The sequence below is a fragment of the Wolbachia endosymbiont (group B) of Aricia artaxerxes genome (genome assembly GCF_964026975.1).
Taxonomy (GTDB): Bacteria; Pseudomonadota; Alphaproteobacteria; order Rickettsiales; family Anaplasmataceae; genus Wolbachia.
In genome coordinates this window covers 411,751-429,437 of the sequence record NZ_OZ034718.1, presented here as the reverse complement: position 1 = coordinate 429,437, position 17,687 = coordinate 411,751, and the positions used below count along the sequence as shown (strand labels likewise).

The following is a 17,687-nucleotide window of genomic DNA, read 5'->3' as shown; positions in this document are numbered from 1 at the left end:
TTGGCATATAAGTATGAATATTATGCTAATATAATTACTTTTTAGGTATACATGGCAAATTTATGCCTGGAAACAGTTTTTCCTACACTTTCTTTATAAAAATCACAGGCGCCTGTTATTAGCTAAAGTAAAGGTCAAGTATCTGGAATTCTGGACATAAAATCCTCCTGTATAAAAAGATTAGAAAAAAATGCAGCGCACATATGACAGACCGCTGAAAAAGATACGCTACGTTTTTTATTGAAAAGTTAACTGAAAGTCTGCAGACAAAGATAGATTTTGAGCTCTTAAAATATCTCTAATTGTCATTATAATCAGATTCAAAATATGCGGAAGTAATTTTTTTTGACAATAGATTTCTTGCATAACCAAGTGTCATTCCAGCTGGGATCCAACTAAACACTTTACAACGTTTTTTGCGCGAAAAGGCTGGATGCCAGTGTCAGCTACTTGCATGACATCGTCTTGGATGAAAATCAGTACGTGATGCACCAAAAATTGTGCATCAAAAGGGTGTCATTTGAGTAACTTTTTTGTTGTCGTGCCAGTGTCAGCTACTTTCATGACACCTATTTGTTCCTATGATAGTCTTATCTGTCTATCTTATTTTGCTACTCTGCTGAACAGATACGTTTTTTTTACCTTTTTTATTCTGTAAATTTTTTAGTATTTGTATGTTTAACATAAGAACTACACAAGACTACAAATGGTGAATCAGCATTACCTTAAAGAGAGTACCCATATTTTCAGTTAACCTTAAAAATTCACTGAAGATCTTATTCTTCTGTTCATTACTTGCATTTTCCATTAAAGCTTGCGCTCTTTCCTTTATACCAAACAAATATAAAAATTCTCTTTGAGTTAAAATCTCACAATTTAAGTATTTTAATGAATCTTTTAACGCTTGAAAGTTTACAAGTGCAGTAATATCACTGTTACCAATATTTTCAAGAAAATTAGCATACTGATGCTGCCTTATCGATTGCAAAGTGCTCTTATATTCAGGATATACATAACCATAATCTATAATCAGGGCAGCTCCTCCGTTATTGACTATCTTATTCTCAAGTTTCTTTAATATTTCGATTCCGGCTAGGCATACTTCCACTACTGCACCATTGAAACCCCCTGTCATTCCAGTCTGGAATCCAGTTTTTGGTCTGGTTAAGCACTGGAGTGACAATGAAAGACTGCCATCATCTTGTTTTATTACTCTATTTTCATACCACTGCCCATCACGATAAATAAATTGGTCAATTGGAAGGGCGTCAAATAACTCATTTGCAAAAAAAATAGTTGGCTGATTTGGTAAGTTGTCGACATCTGTGTGCCAATTAATATCTAATCCCTTTAATTTTTCCTTTTGTATTTTCTGTAAAATAGGGCTTATCTCAACTAGATGAATGTCCATTGAGCTAAAAAAACAGCTATATTTTTTGGTGACTCTTATTACATCATGAATGAGTGTTCCTTTACCTGGTCCAAGTTCAACTAGAGAAAATTTTGATGGCTTTCCTAATTTTTCCCATGTATTCATTATCCACACTGCAATTGTTTCACCAAATAGCTGACTAATTTCAGGTGCAGTAATGAAGTCACCATCTTTGCCAAGTGGTAATTTATTCATGTAATAGCCGTACTCTTTATGATATAGAGCAGCGTTCATAAAATCACTGATAGATATTGATCCTTGGCTTTTATCAATTAATTCGTGTATATAAGTGAGCATATTATTAATAAACATTTAACTATAGCGTGCCATACTATAAAATAGTGGAGTATTTATATATATAATATAAGTTTAAAAACATATGAGTAGTATTCCTTTGGTTATGGACAATCAAGATACGGATTATGTTACCCTTATACCTCAAGATGATGGTATTGAATATAAATTTAAAGAAGCTATCAATTTTGTAGAAAATAAGGTTGTAAGTGCTGATGGATTAACTTTAGCGGAGGTATTTCAAGCATTGGTTCAAATGTTGAATGGTGATCTAGAGTTAGTAAAAAAAGTGTTAGCATATACTAATATTATGGTAAAGCATGGAATGAGGGTAGCAAAAGAGTCACAGCTAAGCAGAGCCGATGTTCGTCGAGCTTTAGAAGGCAAAGAAAGTGTGTTTAATAGGCAAGATTTTATCAAAAAACCACCTCTTGTATCTTCTATAAAATCGGTTAAAAAGAAAAGTAGAGGTCTTTAAATGGTTGAGTCTATAAAAAAATTTACTGTACAGTGTGATTTCAAAGGACAGAATGCACCTTTTGCAGTATATATAGGAAATCCAAAGGGTGATACTCATCCAATTCACCATCAAGATTCATGGCTTGCAAAGGAGCGTGGAGGAAACATTCCTAATAAAGTTAAAGAAAGTTTGCAAAAATTATACAAGCTGTCTCAAGAAAACGGGATCTCTTTTCCAGAATTATGCGCATATGCCATTACTATAGTTAGTAATAATGATAAAAAAAGTGACGGTAAGTAGTTAGATTCTCAATATTTCATTTATAGAAGTTTTTGATCTCGTCTTCTCGTCCACTTTTTTTACTATAACTGCGCAATAGGTTGAAATGTTGTTTTTAGGTGGAGTAGATCCTGGTACAACTACAGAGTAAGGTGGTACTTCACCATAAAATATCTTGCTTGTTTCTCTGTCAATAATTTTTGTTGATGCTCCAATAAACACCCCCATACTAAGGACTGATCCTTCTCTTATTATAACACCTTCGGCTACCTCACTGCGCGCTCCAATGAAGCAATTATCTTCTATAATGACTGGAGAAGCTTGAATGGGCTCAAGAACTCCGCCTATTCCCACTCCACCGGAAATATGGCAATTTTTTCCTATTTGTGCACAACTACCAACTGTTGACCAAGTGTCTATTATTGTGCCAGAATCAATGTATGCACCAACGTTGATAAAGCTTGGCATTAGAACAACATTTTTACCTATGTAAGCAGATTGGCGGACAAAACATCCAGGAACTGCTCTAATTTTTGAATGGTAAAATTTTTCTTCATTCCATTCACTAAACTTACTACCGATTTTGTCAAACCAGCAATTGGTGTTGTCTATTATTTTGCTTTCCTCAGTGAGGAAATGTAATAATATTGACTGCTTTATCCACTTATGTACTATCCATTCTCCACTTGATAGCTTTTCTGCTACTCTAATTTTACCACTGTCAAGTAACTCAATTACCTCTTTGATTATTAATCTTGCTTCGTGTTTTAGATTATAGTCGTTAAGTTTTTCTTTATCTTTCCAAATATTTTCTATCTCATCTTGTAATTTTTTAGTTGCAAATTTTTCATTTATTATATACATATTGATATCAAATTTATATTATTTTATACGTAAGCACTATGAAAATACAATGTCATAATTGTACTAAAACTTACTTAGTATCTCGTGGGCAAATAGGTGAATCTGGAAGAAAAGTGAAATGTACAAACTGCAATCACATGTGGCATGAGTATCTAAAAGAAATGTCAAGTGAATTGTGCCCTGCTGGTATACAAGAAAAAAAAGCTAACTGGAGGCAAAGTTTAACTCTAGCTTTTGCAACAGTTGCAGGGTTATGCGTTATAATTGTTGGTGGTATCTTTCCAGGAGAGGTAAGTAAGATATATAAAGCAGTTAGTTCATATAAAGATTCAATAAGCCATAAATTAGGATACAAAAAAGTGCAAACGGAAAATTCAAGTGCGAGAGAACTTGTTGTAAATGAGTTTTATCAAGATTACCTTTTTCTATCTAATTTTAGATCTAATTAAATAGGCATAAGTCATCAATGTTATGCAAATAACTACACTTATTCCTTTATGATAGTGTCATTCCAATTTCAGCTACTTTCATGACGCCCTATGGTTGTTATTACATCGTTTACTATAGATTTGTTTCAGAAGCTTACATCCAGAAAACTTGTATAGATTTTTTCTACTTCTGTGATATTATAAGCCTGTGATGATAAAATAAGTGGATATGGATAAGTCAGCGTATGAAATCATAGAGCATGAGTATGATGTGGTGATAGTGGGTGCAGGTGGAGCAGGGCTTAGAGCAACACTTGGAATGGCTGCAACTAATTTTTCAGTTGCCTGTATTTCTAAGATTTTCCCTACACGGAGTCATACAGTTGCAGCACAAGGCGGAATTAGTGCAGCCTTGAGCAACATTGCTGAAGATGATTGGCGCTGGCATGCGTATGACACAATAAAAGGTTCAGACTGGCTTGGCGATCAAGATGCAATAGAGTATATGTGTAAAAATGCTGCCAAAGCTGTGATTGAACTTGAAAATTTTGGTGTACCCTTTTCTCGTACGGAAGATGGAAAAATATATCAGCGTGCCTTTGGTGGAATGACAACTCACTTTGGTAAAGGAAAATCGGCTCAGCGTACTTGTGCAGCAGCAGATAAAACTGGGCATGCAATTCTTCATACTCTATATCAGCAATGTCTTAAATTTAACGCTGAATTTTTTGTCGAATATTTTGTAATCGATTTGATTATGGACAAAGGGACATGCTGTGGGGTGATAGCTTGGTCGCTGTGTGATGGTACGTTGCATAGATTTCGTGCACATTTTGTGGTAATAGCAACAGGTGGTTATGGACGTGTTTATTTTTCTGCAACAAGTGCACACACCTGCACAGGTGATGGTAATGGCATGGTGGTAAGAGCTGGGTTGCCACTTGAAGATATGGAGTTTGTGCAATTTCATCCAACAGGAATATATGGCTCAGGGTGCTTGATGACGGAAGGATGCCGCGGTGAAGGTGGGTACCTCGTTAATTCTCAGGGTGAGAAGTTTATGGAACGTTATGCGCCAAAGGCAAAAGATTTGGCTTCTCGTGATGTAGTAAGTCGAGCAATGACAATTGAAATTAGAGAGGGAAGGGGAGTTGGGCCAAAGAAAGATCACATGTACTTGAATATATCGCATCTTGATCCGGAAGTGATCAAACTCAGATTGCCAGGTATTAGTGAAACAGCAAAAACCTTTGCAGGAGTTGATGTTACTAAAGATCCGATACCTGTTATTCCAACTGTTCACTACAACATGGGCGGTATTCCGACCAACTATCATGGGGAAGTGATCACGTTGCAAAAAGGTAAAGAAGAAGTGGTAGAAGGATTATTTGCAATAGGAGAGGCAGCATGTGTTTCTGTACATGGTGCAAATCGACTTGGCTCTAACTCGCTTCTTGATCTTGTGGTTTTTGGTAGAGCTGCCGCGCTTAGGGCAAAAGAAAAATTGAAACCTGATACACCACATAAAAAATTGCATTCAGACTGCACAGACTGGATAGTAGATAGATTTAATAAAATGAGATTTGCTTCCGGAGAGTTCAAAGTAGCAAAAATACGAAGTGAAATGCAGCACACTATGCAGAAATATGCATCGGTATTCCGTGTTGCTGAAGTTTTAGAGGAAGGTAAAAAAGCTATAAAAGAAGTAGCAAAAATGATGCCTAACATTGCAGTTGAAGATCGTAGTATGATATGGAATAGTGATTTGGTTGAAGCTCTGGAGCTTGCCAATATGATTCCACAAGCAGTTATTACCATGGAATGCGCAGCTAATCGCGAGGAAAGCAGGGGTGCTCATGCTCGTGAAGATTTCCCTGAACGTGATGATAAAAACTGGATGAAGCATACTATAGCATGGCTTAAAGAAGAGAAAAGCCAAGTTAGTGTAGAAATTGACTATAAAAAAGTTGCTGAAAAAACTCTGAGCGATGAGATTGATTTCATCGCCCCGGAAAAGAGAATTTATTAGTTAACCCATCTGGTTTATTTATAAATTGACGTAGTATTGATACATAGCTCATTTGAGTAGCTGGGCTTTCTGTATGCTCCGATTGATTTGACGATCTTTGTACTTCTTGCTCTGCTGAGTTGTTAGCTAAATTTTGTTGTTCAGTAATATTTTCAGGTTGTTTTGCAGCTAGGTGATCATCTTTACGGCTTTGCTTATCGTTGGTTAATTCCTTAACAGACTTCCTAATGCCGCTAAGTCCCAAAGTGAATATCAGACAGACCACTCCTGTTATAGCTATGATGGGTAACGCTGCTCCAATTGCAATTTGTCCTTGAAAGCAAGAAAGTGTTACCATTGTAATAATAGTAGTTGCTACTGTGATTGCTAACAATACACTAGCTCTCCTGCCCGGATCAATGCATTTCCATACAACAGATGCTCCTTTTTTTACACCAGAACCTAGCTTTTTAATGCCTGATTGACATTTTTTCGAAGCAGTTCCACAGTGGTATTTTTCCTCAAGCTTCTCTTTTAGTTCTTTAGCTTTCTCCTGTGCTTTCTGTGGAGTGCTTGAACAATCTTTTAGATCTCGTAAAGTTAAATAGTACTTTTTAGTATGGAGTTCTGGATCTTCTAACCATAAAGAATCAGGGTTAGCACCGTTTTGTAATAATGCTGCACAAAACTTTGTTGTATTATCATAATTAGTTGCTAAATCAAAAATTGTTTCTTGCGATAGGTATTCGATACTTTTTTTTTCTGCTTTTTTCTTTAGTGCTAATTCTAGAGGTGTATTTCCTTGCCTGTTAGTTGCTTTTATAGCTTCATCTAATTTATCTTCAGATATTTTTCTTTCTTTTACTAAGGCTGATATTAATTTCAAGCATGTAACTTTTTGCTTCCCTCTCAGCAAGGCAATATGGTGTAAAGCATTATTGCCATTTGCATCTTTAAGGTTAATATCTGCTCCTTTTTTCAATAATTCCTTAAAAGATTTTTCATCTTTATCTTTAATTGCTAAATGTAGTTGATAATTATCATTACTATCTGGAGTATTTATGGTATGGGCTATAACTTCTTCAACTTTTGTTTTTATTTCTGGTTTTCGCTCAGCCAATTTCTCTAAAAATTTAAGATAGTATTCATTTTGCTTTTTAGATAATTTTTCTAAATCCTCTGTAGGTAAGCTTAGCTTGGCTCCATACTTTAACAATTTTGCAAGAAACTTAAGTGTGTTATCGTTATCTTGGATTGTGTGAGAATCATGTTTCCCTTTTATTATCTTGTTAATTAGTGCTACCTGAAAAGGAGTCTTTCCTTCTTGATTTTCACTATCAACAAGTTGTACTAAATTTTTCTCGTTAGCTATTTTTATCAAGGTATCTAGAAACTTAAGCTTTTGTTTCTTTTTGAGCGATGCAATAAGGTGTAAAATATTATTTCCTTTTTCATCTGTTATGCCACTGATATTTGTGCAATCTTTTAGGTATTTTCTAAATTTCCTGTTGTTTCCATTTTGGATTGCATTTAGTAATTGAACGTCATTATCAGAATCCGATATTCCGTTTATTCCATCTTCAAAATCGCTATCAGAATCTGATATTCCGTTTATTTCATCTTCAAAATCGCTACCGTAGCCACTGTCTTGTTCGCTGTACCTACTAAAACAACTTTTAGTGACTTCAGAAATTACTTGTTTTTTTGTTTCATTTGATATTCTTTTCGATCGTTCTATTACTTCACCTAGCACTGGAAGGAAACATTGGACATAATATCTGTGATATTTTTCCTGTTCTCTAAGCGATTCTTCTAATTTAGTTAATACTTCAGGACTAGCGCCTTCCTTAAATAACCTTTTACATTCCTTGAGTGTTCCATCTCGACTTCTTGGTTTTTCATGCTTATGTTTTTCTTTTTTTACCTTTCTCTCTATAATATTATACAATTGCTTGTCTTTTTTATCTTGTTTTTCATTTTTGTTTATACATTTGTCTAGTTTATTTGCATTACTAACTAATACACTTGAATCTATACTCATATTAAAACCTCAATATTAAAAGCTATTTGGCGTTAACGAATTGTATTAAACTTTTAAATTGAGCTAGATGTTATCGAAATATAGGTGAAAAGGCAGAAAACTAGTTTCTATTAGAAAATCTATTGTCATAGTCAAATCCCCACTTTAGCACTTGTCTACTATTTTAACTATTTTATCTTAAAAAATAATAAATGTGGCTAAACTGTGAAACGTGAATGCTGCTAAAAGAGATAAACAAATATTTTTATAGATCTTTCAAACTTGATTTTTCTTCTAATTTTTTAAGCATTCCTTTACTTAGTATTGATTTTATCTCTTCTACGCTTTTATCAAGATTATCATTAATTATTACGTAATCATATTTATTACTTTTACTTATCTCTTTTTGCGCTTCGGCTAATCTACGCTCTATTTCAATTTCATCATCACTATTACGCCTTTGTAGACGCAGTCTAAGCTCTTCCATTGAGGGAGGTAGTATAAAAACACTTACAACTTTTTCTCTTAAGATTTCAAACAAATGAAATGCTCCTTGCCAATCTATATTCAGTAAAACACTTATTCCACTGCTCAGGTTTTGTTCTATAAAATCTTTTGGTATACCGTAAAAATTCTCAAAAACTTTGGCATATTCAAGCATTTGACCAGCCTTACATAGTTCGTGAAACTTTTCTTCAGTAACGAAAAAATAGTCTTTTCCGTTTACTTCACCGGGACGAGGTTTGCGTGTAGTCATAGAAACAGACATAACTAAATCAGTTGATTGCTCAAGTAATTTTTCTGAGATAGTAGTTTTTCCAGCTCCAGAAGGAGAGGATAGAATCAGTAGTATGCCCTCATTTTTTACGGTCATTTTTCTTTATTTAACAAGTACATTATAGAGCTTTTTTAAGACTTTGTATTTTTTAAATCAAAGTTTAAAAGACTAGAGCCCTCTAAATTAGAATTTGATAAATTGGCATCAATAAGAGAGGAATTATCAAAGACAGTATAACGTAAATCGGCTTTTTCAAGATTTGCCTTATTCAAATTAACGTTTACAAACTTTGCTCTGCTTAATATTGAATTAGAAAAAATAGCATTTTCTAAATTCATATCTTTAAACTCAAAGTAAGAATAATTTACATCAAATTTTTCACCCTGCGATATTTTCTCTTGCAGATCTTTAATTGAAGTTATAGCACTCTCTAGACCTGTAATTTTGCTCTGTCCCTGATTGTCAATCATAATTGAATTATCAAATTTGCAATCTGTTAAATGAATATCAGCAATTGAACTTTTATATATGCTTGAAGAGAGGAAAGAGACATCACTCACTGTTGAATTATTCAAATTGCTAAGAAAAAAACTAGTCTTTCTAAAGGCATTATCATAAAACACGGAGGATTTGAAATCACTTTCAATAAAGTTTGAATTAGTGACTTTTGACTTAGACCAGCTCGAATTATCAGCTAATAATTTGAAGAATATTGAATTTTCTATCTCACTCGAATCCATATTATGGTGGGAAAGAGTACTATTATAAATTTGAGAGTCTTTAATTTTTGTCTTATAAATTGAAGTTCTAGAAAGATCTGAATCTTCTATTTTTGCAGAGGTAAACAATGAATGATCAAAGAACGAACCACTCATGTCAGAATTCACAACTTTAGTATTATGAAACTTTCCATGACAAATGTTAGCGTTATAGGTATTAACTTTATACAATTCACTAAAACTAAAATCAATATTAGATAAATCAGCATCCTGAAGGTCTGCTTCGAAAACATATGCATGTTTTATCTTGGAACCATTTAGTATAGATTTAATGAAGTTTGAATTATCCCCTTTCACATAGGAAATTTGTGAATTGCTTAAATTGGCTTTTTCGAAATTACTGTTGACTATAATGGAAGAATTAAAATAGGCGTTTGAAAGATTGCTACCTGTAAAATCCGATTTTTTTATTTCTGCACCATATATGTTAGCATTTTTTAATGAAGAAAATTGTACCTTGAGCTTATGTGCATCCACTCCAAAGAAACTTGCGTTGTCGAAATTATTTTTCTGCATAACAGTGTCGTTTATTTCACTATCACTAAAATTGATGTAGCTTGCACTTGAGTTTGATAAATTGGAGAAATTCATTTTTACATTCAAAAACTTGGTATGCAAACCAATTATATTACGCATACTTACTTTGTTGAGATTAGAATTGATAAAATCAGCATAACTGATATTAGACTGATCAAATATGATATCTGTTAAATTTGTAGAAGCAAATTTTGAAAAACTTAAATTTGTGCCTTTTATTTTAACGCCATGTAAATTAGCATTGGAAAAATTGGCACCACGCAAATCAACATCGATAAAAGACACATCTGATAAATCGGTGTTAGAAAAATCGGCACCAATTAAACTTACTCCATCAAAAATAGATTTGCTTAAATACAATTGACTAAAATTAGCACCATTTAAATTAGGACCAAAACCTTTCTTAAAATCTTGTGGTATGCTGGCTTTATTACACTGTACTAAAAATTTAGCAAAATCTTTTGTATTGTAAGATATGTATTTTACATCGTGCAGAGCACTTAAAAAATCATTGATTGCATCATCTCCATAGCATAAATGACCAACTAAAATTAATATCAAAAGTCTAATTATCTTTTTCATCGCAGGTACTTTCTTTTGTTTTTATAGCAAAGTTATACATCTCTGAGTCTTCTTCATTGTTTATTTCTTTATCCTCTAAAAGGTATGGCATCATTTCAGCAATTGCATTTATTATATCGATCTTCTTTTTCTCAATTGCTATGTCGATAGGGGACTTAAAATTATTATCAACTACTCTAGGATCAGCACCTTGTAATAAGAGAAAGCGAACTGTGTCTATTTGACCTTGTTTCACTGCATAAATTAGAGGAGTATCACCCAATTTATTTCTAAATCTTAGTATTTCTTGAATTGTTAATCCAATTTTTTCTAGCTTATTTATTACTCCTCTTAGACAAATTAAGTTGCCCTTCTTGATGCAGTAAAAAAATTGCTTACTGTAATCATCAGTAAATATAGTTTTAGGAAGGTGCTCATTTAGGCTATCATATTGTCTTTTATATATAGACTTGCTTTTATGTTTTTTTATTTCTTTGTTTAGCTTTGTCCATTTTTCGCTTTTTTCATTTTTTTTGTTCACAGGTGTTATATTGTCAGGCTGTTCTTCTTTCTTTTTCTCTGTTAATTGGCTTGTTGAAAGTTCGGTGTCTTTTTTGCTAATCTCCTCTTCAGGCTGTAGGTTTGTTTGATTATTGTGACTGATTTTCTTCTCTTCAGGTTCTTCTTTTTTTTCTTCTGATAAAGGACTTGTTAGAGCTTTGGTATCTTTTATATTAGTCTCCTCTTCAGACTGTAGGTTTGTTTGATTACTTGAAGGTACTTCTTCATTGATTACATTTGTTGGGTCTGTGATTTCTTTGAGTTCGCTCAGAAGCGGCGAAGTTTTTTCAGCATCAGTGTTGCTTTTCGATACGTCTTCTTGATTTATACTGCTTTCATTTTTATTTTCTTCAGGCTGTTCTGCAGCAAGCAGGTTAGATATAACAATTAATAGTATGAAGAATGCTTTATATTTCATAAACATTGCAAATATAGGCTTAATTAAAATGATACTATAATCAAATGATTAATCTACAGTAAAAAGTGCTTTAGTTATTGTACAAGTATGATTATGTAAAAATTTATTTTTCTCTTTTATCTAGGTTTCATCTGAAATTGTCATTCGAGTAGTTGACACTGTTTTTTTTCTCGATTCCAGCGTCACGCGCTGGAATGACACCTTCATAATGTTATTCCATTTCTCTTGTCATCCCAGTACTTGATACTGGGATCCATTGTCCATCATCATTAGAAACGTTATATTTTAGCATAACTTTTATGCTCGCAAATTTAACTGGATCCCAATGTCTGGGTACTGGCATGACATCTATCATTTTATGTTTATAGTATTTTTTGCAAATAAATGTTCATAATTATGACATAGAGTGAAAAATGCCTTATTTATATTTGCTAATAGAAAATAAAATGCTAAAATTAGATAGGCTATTTCGGGTGAAATTAATACTTTTTCTTACTCAAGCTTTTTAAAATTATATAATTTTTTTAGGGGGTATATGTTATCACAAAATAAACAATTACTAGATGCTGCTAAAAGCGGTCAGCTAAATCTTGTTAAGCAGGCTATACAGGGCGGAGCAGATATTGATGCTGCAGATGAACATGGAAGTACTGCATTAATGTTAGCTGCTGTATTTGGTTATCCAGATGTAGTGAAGTTTCTGATAGGAGTAAAAGCAGATGTTAATATGAAAGATAAAGAGGGAAACACTGCTCTAATTTGTGCTGCTGAATCGGGTAATTTAGGTATAGTAAAGTATCTGATAGGAATAAAAGCAGATGTTAATATGAAAGATAAAGAGGGAAACACTGCTCTAATGTGGGCTATTAGATTAGGTGAGGTGAATATAGCAAAGTGGCTGATACACGCAGGAAAAGCAAGGATTGATGAAAAAGATACCTGTGAATACACTGCATTAATGTTTGCTGCTGGATTGGGTCATTTAGGTATAGTAAAGTATCTGATAGGAGCAAAAGCAGATGTTAATGTTATAAGTCGAAATAAAGGAAGAACAGCACTAATGCTTGCTGCTTTAGGAGGTCATTTAGATATAGTAGAGTGCCTAGTAGAAGCAAAAGCAGATGTTAATATGAAAGATAAAGAGGGAAACACTGCTCTAATATGTGCTACTAAAGAGGGTCATTTAGAGGTAGTGAAGTACCTGGTAGAAACGGCAAAAGCAGATATTAATACAAAAGACAATAATGGAAACACAGCACTAATTTGGGCTGCTAAAAATGGAAAACCAGATATAGAAGAATATCTTAAAAATTATATACAAAAAAAAAGTTACATACAAAAAAAAGAACTTTTGCAGGAATATATCTATGTTGGTGTTGGTAGTGCAATAGGCTTAGCTTTAGGTATGGCAATAGCATATTATGCAGGAGCAGCTATTGGAGTTTGTATAGCATCAGCTGTCGTTGGTCTAGCGCTAGGTGGAGTAGCTGGTTACGTAATTGCAGAAGTGAAAAAAGAAAAGGATAGAGATCCAAATATAGACGTAGCTACCGCACTTAAAAATGTTTTCACTACTCAACCTTTAAGTGAAAATGTGATAGCTTTAAAGTGGAAGTAGTAAACTAAAGCTGGCTTTGTGTTTATAGTACTTTTTGCAAATAAATGCTCAGTGGTAATTTGCGTACTAAACGGTGTCATCTAAGTAGCTGACACTGGTTTCTATCATTATCAGAAACGTTATATTTTAGCATAACTTTTATACTTGCAAATTTAACTCGATGCCAGTGTCAGGCTACTTTCATGACATCTATCACTTTGCGTTTATAGTATTTTTAGCAAATAAATATTTGCTAAATTAAGTGCAAAAATTACTTGACACATTTTGTAGTTTGATTATTATTAGTGAAAATGAGGGTATTTTAGAGCTCGAAATTCACCTTATTCAAGTCTGCAGACTTTTCAACTAATCTCTCAATAAAAAAATATAGCACAGTCTACTTCAGTGCGTACACGTACGCTTAATTTCTGTCATAAGGTGTGTTATATTTTTCTAAATCTTTTCTTTATAGGAGGGTCATTATGTCTAAAATTCCTTAAACATTAATTTTTAACTTAAACATTTATTAAATAGTGCAGTACTGCCTTACGCGTTGCTAATCCAAACTTTACTTGCTGTAAAATAACACAATCTGCTATATCATTGCTAATCTCAATGCCTCTATTTATTGGTCCTGGGTGCATAACAATTGCATCGGGTTTTGCATGCGATAGTTTTTGTGCATCAAGTCCATACAAATGAAAATATTCTTTTTCTGAAGAATTATTATTCATGCGCTCTTTCTGCAACCTCAAGAGCATAATTACATCAGCATCCTTTATACCTTCAGTTAATGAATAATGAAGTGAATCTACTTCAGGAAGATGCTTACAAATCAAAGCTGGTGGTGCAACTAAGCTTATTTTTGCTCCAAACATTTTTAGCAATCTTATATTTGATCTTGCAACTCTACTGTGCAAAATATCTCCACATATCACAATTTTGAGGTTTTTTATTTGCTTTTTATGACTGATAATTACGAGATAATCTGCAAGAGCTTGAGTTGGGTGTTCACTGCTTCCATCGCCTGCGTTGATTAGCGAGCAGTTGACATGCTTTGCCAATGTATTAATAATACCACTACTTTTATGCCTGATTATCATATAGTCAGGATTCATTGCATTTAGTGTTTTTATCATATCTTTTAGATCTTCCCCTTTGTTAATAGAAGAAGATTTTATTGGTAAAGTTATAACATTTGCTCCAAGGCTCTTTGCTGCTATTTCAAAAGATGCGAGCGTACGTGTTGAATCTTCAAAGAATAGGTTTATGACTATTTTATTTTTCAGAACATGACTATTTTCAACTTTTTCTTCAAGGTATTGGTTGGCTAATTTAGTTATATTTTCTACATCACCGATTGTGAGGTCTGAGATATTTAATAAATTCCTTCTCTTGTCCATAGCTCCTTTTTTGAGCTTATTCTACTTTCTTAATTTCAATTACACAACTGTAAAGTAAAGTAGAAGGAAGCTATAAAATTTTATTTCCACTTACATTCATCTGCTATCATAACAGCCTCAAAGAGATGCTTCTCAAGCTCACTTATAGGCAGAGTACTTTGTAGGTAATTTCCCCAAGATTTTAACACATCAGAAGTTTCAATACCTTCAACAATAGGATATTCTTGATTTTTTTTAGCATATAGCTCTTGAGCCTGTTTGCTTACAAAAAACTCCAATAAAGCTATGGCATTTTCTCTGTGTTTTGCGTTTTTTGTTACTGCTGCACCACTAATATTCACCATTACACCATCACTCGGAAAGAAAGCTCCTAACTTTTCTGTGATATTCTTTTTATTTTCTGATGAAAGGATTCTTGCAAAGTAGTAGCTGTTTACTATTGCAACATTGCCTTCACCAGCGGCTACAGCATAAATTTGATCTGTATCACCACCGCTTGGTTTTCTTGCCATGTTCCTTACAATTCCACTCACCCATTCTTTTGTTTTTTCAAAACCATTTTTTGCAATCATAAAAGCGATCAATGATCGGTTATATGGACTTGTGGAAGAGCGTACTAATATTTTCCCTTTCCATTTTTCATTCGCTAAATCTTCATAGGTACTTAATTCCTTAGGATCTACTGATTCTTTATTGTAAACCAATATTCTAGCTCTTTTTGTGAGACCAAACCAATAATCTTCATTATCTCTAAATTTTGCAGGTATGGCATTTTTTAGAGTCTCTGAATCCACTTGAGATAAGAGCCCTCTTTTTTTGGCTAAAATCAAATTCACTGCATCTGCAGTTAAAAACAAATCAGCTTCACCACCATTTTCCATGCGTGAAAGCAATTGGGAATAATCGTCAATGATATAACGTACCTTGATGCCAGTGGTTTTTGTAAAATCATCAAACAAACTATGTACTAATTCTTCTTTACGAGATGAATAAACGTTTACTACTTGTGAATCATCAATTCCGCTATTTTTATATAAAAAATTAACGACTATCAATAAAGCCGCTACTAAAGATATAAATATTAAACCTTTTTTCATAAACAAACCCCTTCCTTGTCATCATCTCAAGCTATCAAAATAGCAAGGTCTTAGCAAGTGTAAATCTTCAAAACGTTGCAGTTACAGTACTGGAATAGCGATAAAAAGAAGTACGAGCCAGATTTAATTAATAATATAAGTAATATCTGGATGGCCACATCGTTCAGCAACTACTTGTAACAATTTTGAACTAATCTTTTCTTCACTCTTTTTGATAGTTCTAATAGCTGTTTCATTGGGCTTTCCACTACTAGCATCTTTTGTATCTAATAACAAGTAATCTTTAAAATCAGTTTTGCTCCAATGATGAATTGTGCAAGCTAAAGTGAAAAGCAGTAGAGTGCCTGAAATTGCAACGATTGGCCAGTAAATAGTAGGATTTGTGTATGAACTTACTATGTTGCTCAAACCACCTGTTGAATAAAGTGCTAAAGGGAAGGTTATGTTTCCAGTAATAAGAACTGTTCCTAAGATAGGAAGCCATATTCTATCATTGATTAATGAATTTACTTTACTCTTGTAATAGATTGGCTGGCCTGTAAGTTCTACGATGTTCGGATTACTTTTTGCTTTTTCTGGAAGAGAGTGAAACGTAAAGTAAACACGATTACCGTTGCTATATTTTAATACCAAAGATTTGATGCATTCCTCGTCTTTTGAAAGTGTATTTGATATCTCATCTAAAACTTCTTGAGTATCTCTTTTTGTGATCTTGTGCTCCTTAGTACGTACTGCTTGCATAAATTCCCACATAATTCCCAAGGCTAAACAAGACGCTAATACTCCGACAAATATAGTAACAGGATTTACGCTGCCGATGAATCCAATGAATTCTCTTTGCTTCACAGCTAAAACGATTGCTGTAATACAACACGCCGTAACAAGGCCTACAAAAGGCATTGTAACTTTCTTCTTTTGCATCGTATATTTTACTTTCTGTAAAAATCTGTTTGTTTTTTTATTATCTCCAAGCAAAGAATTTTCAGAGCCGTCTGTTTGATATGATGGTAGAGGAGAAGATGATCTGCTAGCTGATACACTATCTGAACTCTTTTTCGAAGTTTTTTTACTTATATCTATTGATGCATAAAGAGGTTCTGAACTGTTCACATTCGATCCTTCTTGCCTTTCTTCATCAGAACTTGATTCGCTAGCCGAATTTGTTTGTAACGCTGTGTTTCTAGGTGCTGGTGTTGGTGGAGTTGCTGCACTATTTTCACTCACCGTTGTATGAGAAACCAGTGTGACGTTATCTTTATTTCCTGATCCAGGCATATTCGCTCCAAAATTAATTACTATATTGTGTTGATTACGTTATAATTATTAAGATATGGTAAATACTAATTTAAAGATAAATATGAAGAATTTAGTATAAAAATTGCTTATCAAAAATCCTCTCGTCTAATGAGCAATCTTTATCAAAAAGCAGAGTGACTGTGTTTTCATGATCTTTCTGCATTTTTATCTGCGATATATCAGGAAATTCCTTGTAATCTGATACTACAAGTGCTGGACGATTTTCCACGTCGTTGATATCAATTTGCACTATTGTATCATTTGAGATTAGTGCTCCATTCCAACGCCTTGGGTAGTAGCTATTAATGGAAGTCAGTGCAAGTAAATTTGAATTAAGTGGTAAGATTGGCCCGCCGGCAGAGAAGTTATATGCAGTGCTGCCTGTGGGAGTAGACAATATTATGCCATCCCCTCTGAATTTTTCTACTTTTAGCTTATCATTAATGGTAATATTCATCTCTACTATTTGATTTGCATTTCTAAAGACATACACTTCATTTACTGCGATGTAACGGTGTTTTTTGCCACTTATGTCTGTGGCTTCCATTTTTAGTAAAGTTAGCTGAGTAGGAACTGCATGTTCTATATGATCAATTAGATCTTCAAAGCATTTATTCATCAAAAATCCGACGTTACCGGTATTTATTCCATACACATGTATATCTTTATTTCCTATGACGTAGTTGTGTAGGGTGCGTAGCATAAAACCATCGCCACCAACAACTATCAGCAGATCAACTTCATGCTTACCTGCTTCTGCTATATTGATAAAATTGAGTTTCTGTATTAGTTTAGATACTTCCTGAGACTTGGGTAGCGAAGAAGCAATATAGCCTACATTTTTATATTTATACATGTTAAATAAAGAGGGGAGG

General features: G+C 33.6%; 16 protein-coding genes. 5 read left to right on the top strand and 11 right to left on the bottom strand.

The window, feature by feature from the left end:
• Positions 1-700: 700 nt before the first annotated feature.
• Complete coding sequence (locus tag AAGE00_RS02005) at positions 701-1,729, bottom strand: class I SAM-dependent methyltransferase (RefSeq protein ID WP_026097238.1); 1,029 nt, start codon at positions 1,727-1,729, stop codon at positions 701-703.
• An 82-nt stretch (positions 1,730-1,811) separates the two neighbouring features.
• Here AAGE00_RS02005 and AAGE00_RS02000 point away from each other — a divergent pair, with 82 nt between their 5' ends.
• Both AAGE00_RS02000 and AAGE00_RS01995 read left to right on the top strand, forming a co-directional pair.
• Positions 1,812-2,204 (top strand): hypothetical protein, encoded by a 393-nt coding sequence (locus tag AAGE00_RS02000; RefSeq protein ID WP_007302103.1) that lies wholly within the window; start codon positions 1,812-1,814, stop codon positions 2,202-2,204.
• A complete protein-coding gene (locus AAGE00_RS01995) occupies positions 2,205-2,486 on the top strand; it encodes a DUF2610 domain-containing protein (protein WP_052264858.1) in 282 nt (93 codons plus the stop codon).
• Here AAGE00_RS01995 and dapD read toward each other — a convergent pair whose 3' ends face one another.
• Positions 2,487-3,329, bottom strand: a complete 843-nt coding sequence (gene dapD, locus AAGE00_RS01990) for a 2,3,4,5-tetrahydropyridine-2,6-dicarboxylate N-succinyltransferase (RefSeq protein WP_052264857.1) — start codon at positions 3,327-3,329, stop codon at positions 2,487-2,489.
• A 38-nt stretch (positions 3,330-3,367) separates the two neighbouring features.
• On the opposite strand from dapD, the gene AAGE00_RS01985 reads away from it, so the two are divergent.
• Positions 3,368-3,778, top strand: a complete 411-nt coding sequence (locus AAGE00_RS01985; RefSeq protein ID WP_007302100.1) for a zinc-ribbon domain-containing protein — start codon at positions 3,368-3,370, stop codon at positions 3,776-3,778.
• A gap of 208 nt (positions 3,779-3,986) precedes the next feature.
• The gene (sdhA, locus tag AAGE00_RS01980) at positions 3,987-5,786 is read left to right on the top strand and encodes a succinate dehydrogenase flavoprotein subunit (RefSeq protein ID WP_012481881.1); all 1,800 of its coding nucleotides are present in this window, start codon (positions 3,987-3,989) and stop codon (positions 5,784-5,786) included.
• Here the strand turns inward: sdhA and AAGE00_RS01975 are convergent.
• The 5 genes from AAGE00_RS01975 to AAGE00_RS01955 all read right to left on the bottom strand — a co-directional run bounded on the left by AAGE00_RS01975 (position 5,758) and on the right by AAGE00_RS01955 (position 11,762).
• Positions 5,758-7,806: an ankyrin repeat domain-containing protein gene (locus AAGE00_RS01975; RefSeq protein WP_007302098.1), complete on the bottom strand. Its 2,049-nt coding sequence runs from the start codon at positions 7,804-7,806 to the stop codon at positions 5,758-5,760. The two genes, sdhA and AAGE00_RS01975, sit on opposite strands and share 29 nt — an antisense overlap.
• Positions 7,807-8,050: 244 nt before the next feature.
• Positions 8,051-8,659, bottom strand: coding sequence for a guanylate kinase (gmk, locus tag AAGE00_RS01970; protein ID WP_007302097.1), 609 nt, complete (start codon positions 8,657-8,659; stop codon positions 8,051-8,053).
• Positions 8,660-8,694: 35 nt separating this feature from the next.
• Positions 8,695-10,461: a pentapeptide repeat-containing protein gene (locus AAGE00_RS01965; protein ID WP_213864018.1), complete on the bottom strand. Its 1,767-nt coding sequence runs from the start codon at positions 10,459-10,461 to the stop codon at positions 8,695-8,697.
• Positions 10,445-11,419 (bottom strand): ankyrin repeat domain-containing protein, encoded by a 975-nt coding sequence (locus AAGE00_RS01960; protein WP_149168672.1) that lies wholly within the window; start codon positions 11,417-11,419, stop codon positions 10,445-10,447. Before AAGE00_RS01960 ends, AAGE00_RS01965 begins: the two co-directional genes overlap by 17 nt.
• 211 nt (positions 11,420-11,630) lie before the next feature.
• The gene (locus tag AAGE00_RS01955; RefSeq protein ID WP_341815307.1) at positions 11,631-11,762 is read right to left on the bottom strand and encodes a WPE palindromic element domain-containing protein; all 132 of its coding nucleotides are present in this window, start codon (positions 11,760-11,762) and stop codon (positions 11,631-11,633) included.
• Between the two features lie 192 nt (positions 11,763-11,954).
• On the opposite strand from AAGE00_RS01955, the gene AAGE00_RS01950 reads away from it, so the two are divergent.
• On the top strand, positions 11,955-13,037 hold the full coding sequence (locus tag AAGE00_RS01950) for an ankyrin repeat domain-containing protein (RefSeq protein WP_341815306.1): 1,083 nt from the start codon (positions 11,955-11,957) through the stop codon (positions 13,035-13,037).
• A 494-nt stretch (positions 13,038-13,531) separates the two neighbouring features.
• Here AAGE00_RS01950 and AAGE00_RS01945 read toward each other — a convergent pair whose 3' ends face one another.
• From AAGE00_RS01945 to AAGE00_RS01930, 4 genes are all read right to left on the bottom strand, one after another.
• The gene (locus tag AAGE00_RS01945; protein ID WP_149168670.1) at positions 13,532-14,419 is read right to left on the bottom strand and encodes an aspartate carbamoyltransferase catalytic subunit; all 888 of its coding nucleotides are present in this window, start codon (positions 14,417-14,419) and stop codon (positions 13,532-13,534) included.
• Positions 14,420-14,499: 80 nt separating this feature from the next.
• On the bottom strand, positions 14,500-15,516 hold the full coding sequence (locus tag AAGE00_RS01940; protein WP_213864016.1) for an extracellular solute-binding protein: 1,017 nt from the start codon (positions 15,514-15,516) through the stop codon (positions 14,500-14,502).
• Positions 15,517-15,639: 123 nt separating this feature from the next.
• Positions 15,640-16,791, bottom strand: a complete 1,152-nt coding sequence (locus tag AAGE00_RS01935) for a hypothetical protein (RefSeq protein WP_341815305.1) — start codon at positions 16,789-16,791, stop codon at positions 15,640-15,642.
• Positions 16,792-16,882: 91 nt separating this feature from the next.
• A complete protein-coding gene (locus AAGE00_RS01930) occupies positions 16,883-17,668 on the bottom strand; it encodes an NAD kinase (RefSeq protein ID WP_096097181.1) in 786 nt (261 codons plus the stop codon).
• Between the last annotated feature and the right edge of the window lie 19 nt (positions 17,669-17,687).

Bases quoted from the DNA above. Each gene is read 5' to 3' on its own strand.
- AAGE00_RS01955 (WP_341815307.1), bottom strand. From the start codon at position 11,762: ATGCCAGTACCCAGACATTGGGATCCAGTTAAATTTGCGAGCATAAAA.
- AAGE00_RS02000 (WP_007302103.1), top strand. From the start codon at position 1,812: ATGAGTAGTATTCCTTTGGTTATGGACAATCAAGATACGGATTATGTT.
- AAGE00_RS01960 (WP_149168672.1), bottom strand. From the start codon at position 11,419: ATGAAATATAAAGCATTCTTCATACTATTAATTGTTATATCTAACCTG.
- AAGE00_RS01985 (WP_007302100.1), top strand. From the start codon at position 3,368: ATGAAAATACAATGTCATAATTGTACTAAAACTTACTTAGTATCTCGT.
- AAGE00_RS01950 (WP_341815306.1), top strand. From the start codon at position 11,955: ATGTTATCACAAAATAAACAATTACTAGATGCTGCTAAAAGCGGTCAG.
- AAGE00_RS01930 (WP_096097181.1), bottom strand. From the start codon at position 17,668: ATGTATAAATATAAAAATGTAGGCTATATTGCTTCTTCGCTACCCAAG.
- AAGE00_RS01995 (WP_052264858.1), top strand. From the start codon at position 2,205: ATGGTTGAGTCTATAAAAAAATTTACTGTACAGTGTGATTTCAAAGGA.
- AAGE00_RS01965 (WP_213864018.1), bottom strand. From the start codon at position 10,461: ATGAAAAAGATAATTAGACTTTTGATATTAATTTTAGTTGGTCATTTA.
- AAGE00_RS02005 (WP_026097238.1), bottom strand. From the start codon at position 1,729: ATGCTCACTTATATACACGAATTAATTGATAAAAGCCAAGGATCAATA.
- AAGE00_RS01975 (WP_007302098.1), bottom strand. From the start codon at position 7,806: ATGAGTATAGATTCAAGTGTATTAGTTAGTAATGCAAATAAACTAGAC.
- gmk (WP_007302097.1), bottom strand. From the start codon at position 8,659: ATGACCGTAAAAAATGAGGGCATACTACTGATTCTATCCTCTCCTTCT.
- dapD (WP_052264857.1), bottom strand. From the start codon at position 3,329: ATGTATATAATAAATGAAAAATTTGCAACTAAAAAATTACAAGATGAG.
- sdhA (WP_012481881.1), top strand. From the start codon at position 3,987: ATGGATAAGTCAGCGTATGAAATCATAGAGCATGAGTATGATGTGGTG.
- AAGE00_RS01935 (WP_341815305.1), bottom strand. From the start codon at position 16,791: ATGCCTGGATCAGGAAATAAAGATAACGTCACACTGGTTTCTCATACA.
- AAGE00_RS01940 (WP_213864016.1), bottom strand. From the start codon at position 15,516: ATGAAAAAAGGTTTAATATTTATATCTTTAGTAGCGGCTTTATTGATA.
- AAGE00_RS01945 (WP_149168670.1), bottom strand. From the start codon at position 14,419: ATGGACAAGAGAAGGAATTTATTAAATATCTCAGACCTCACAATCGGT.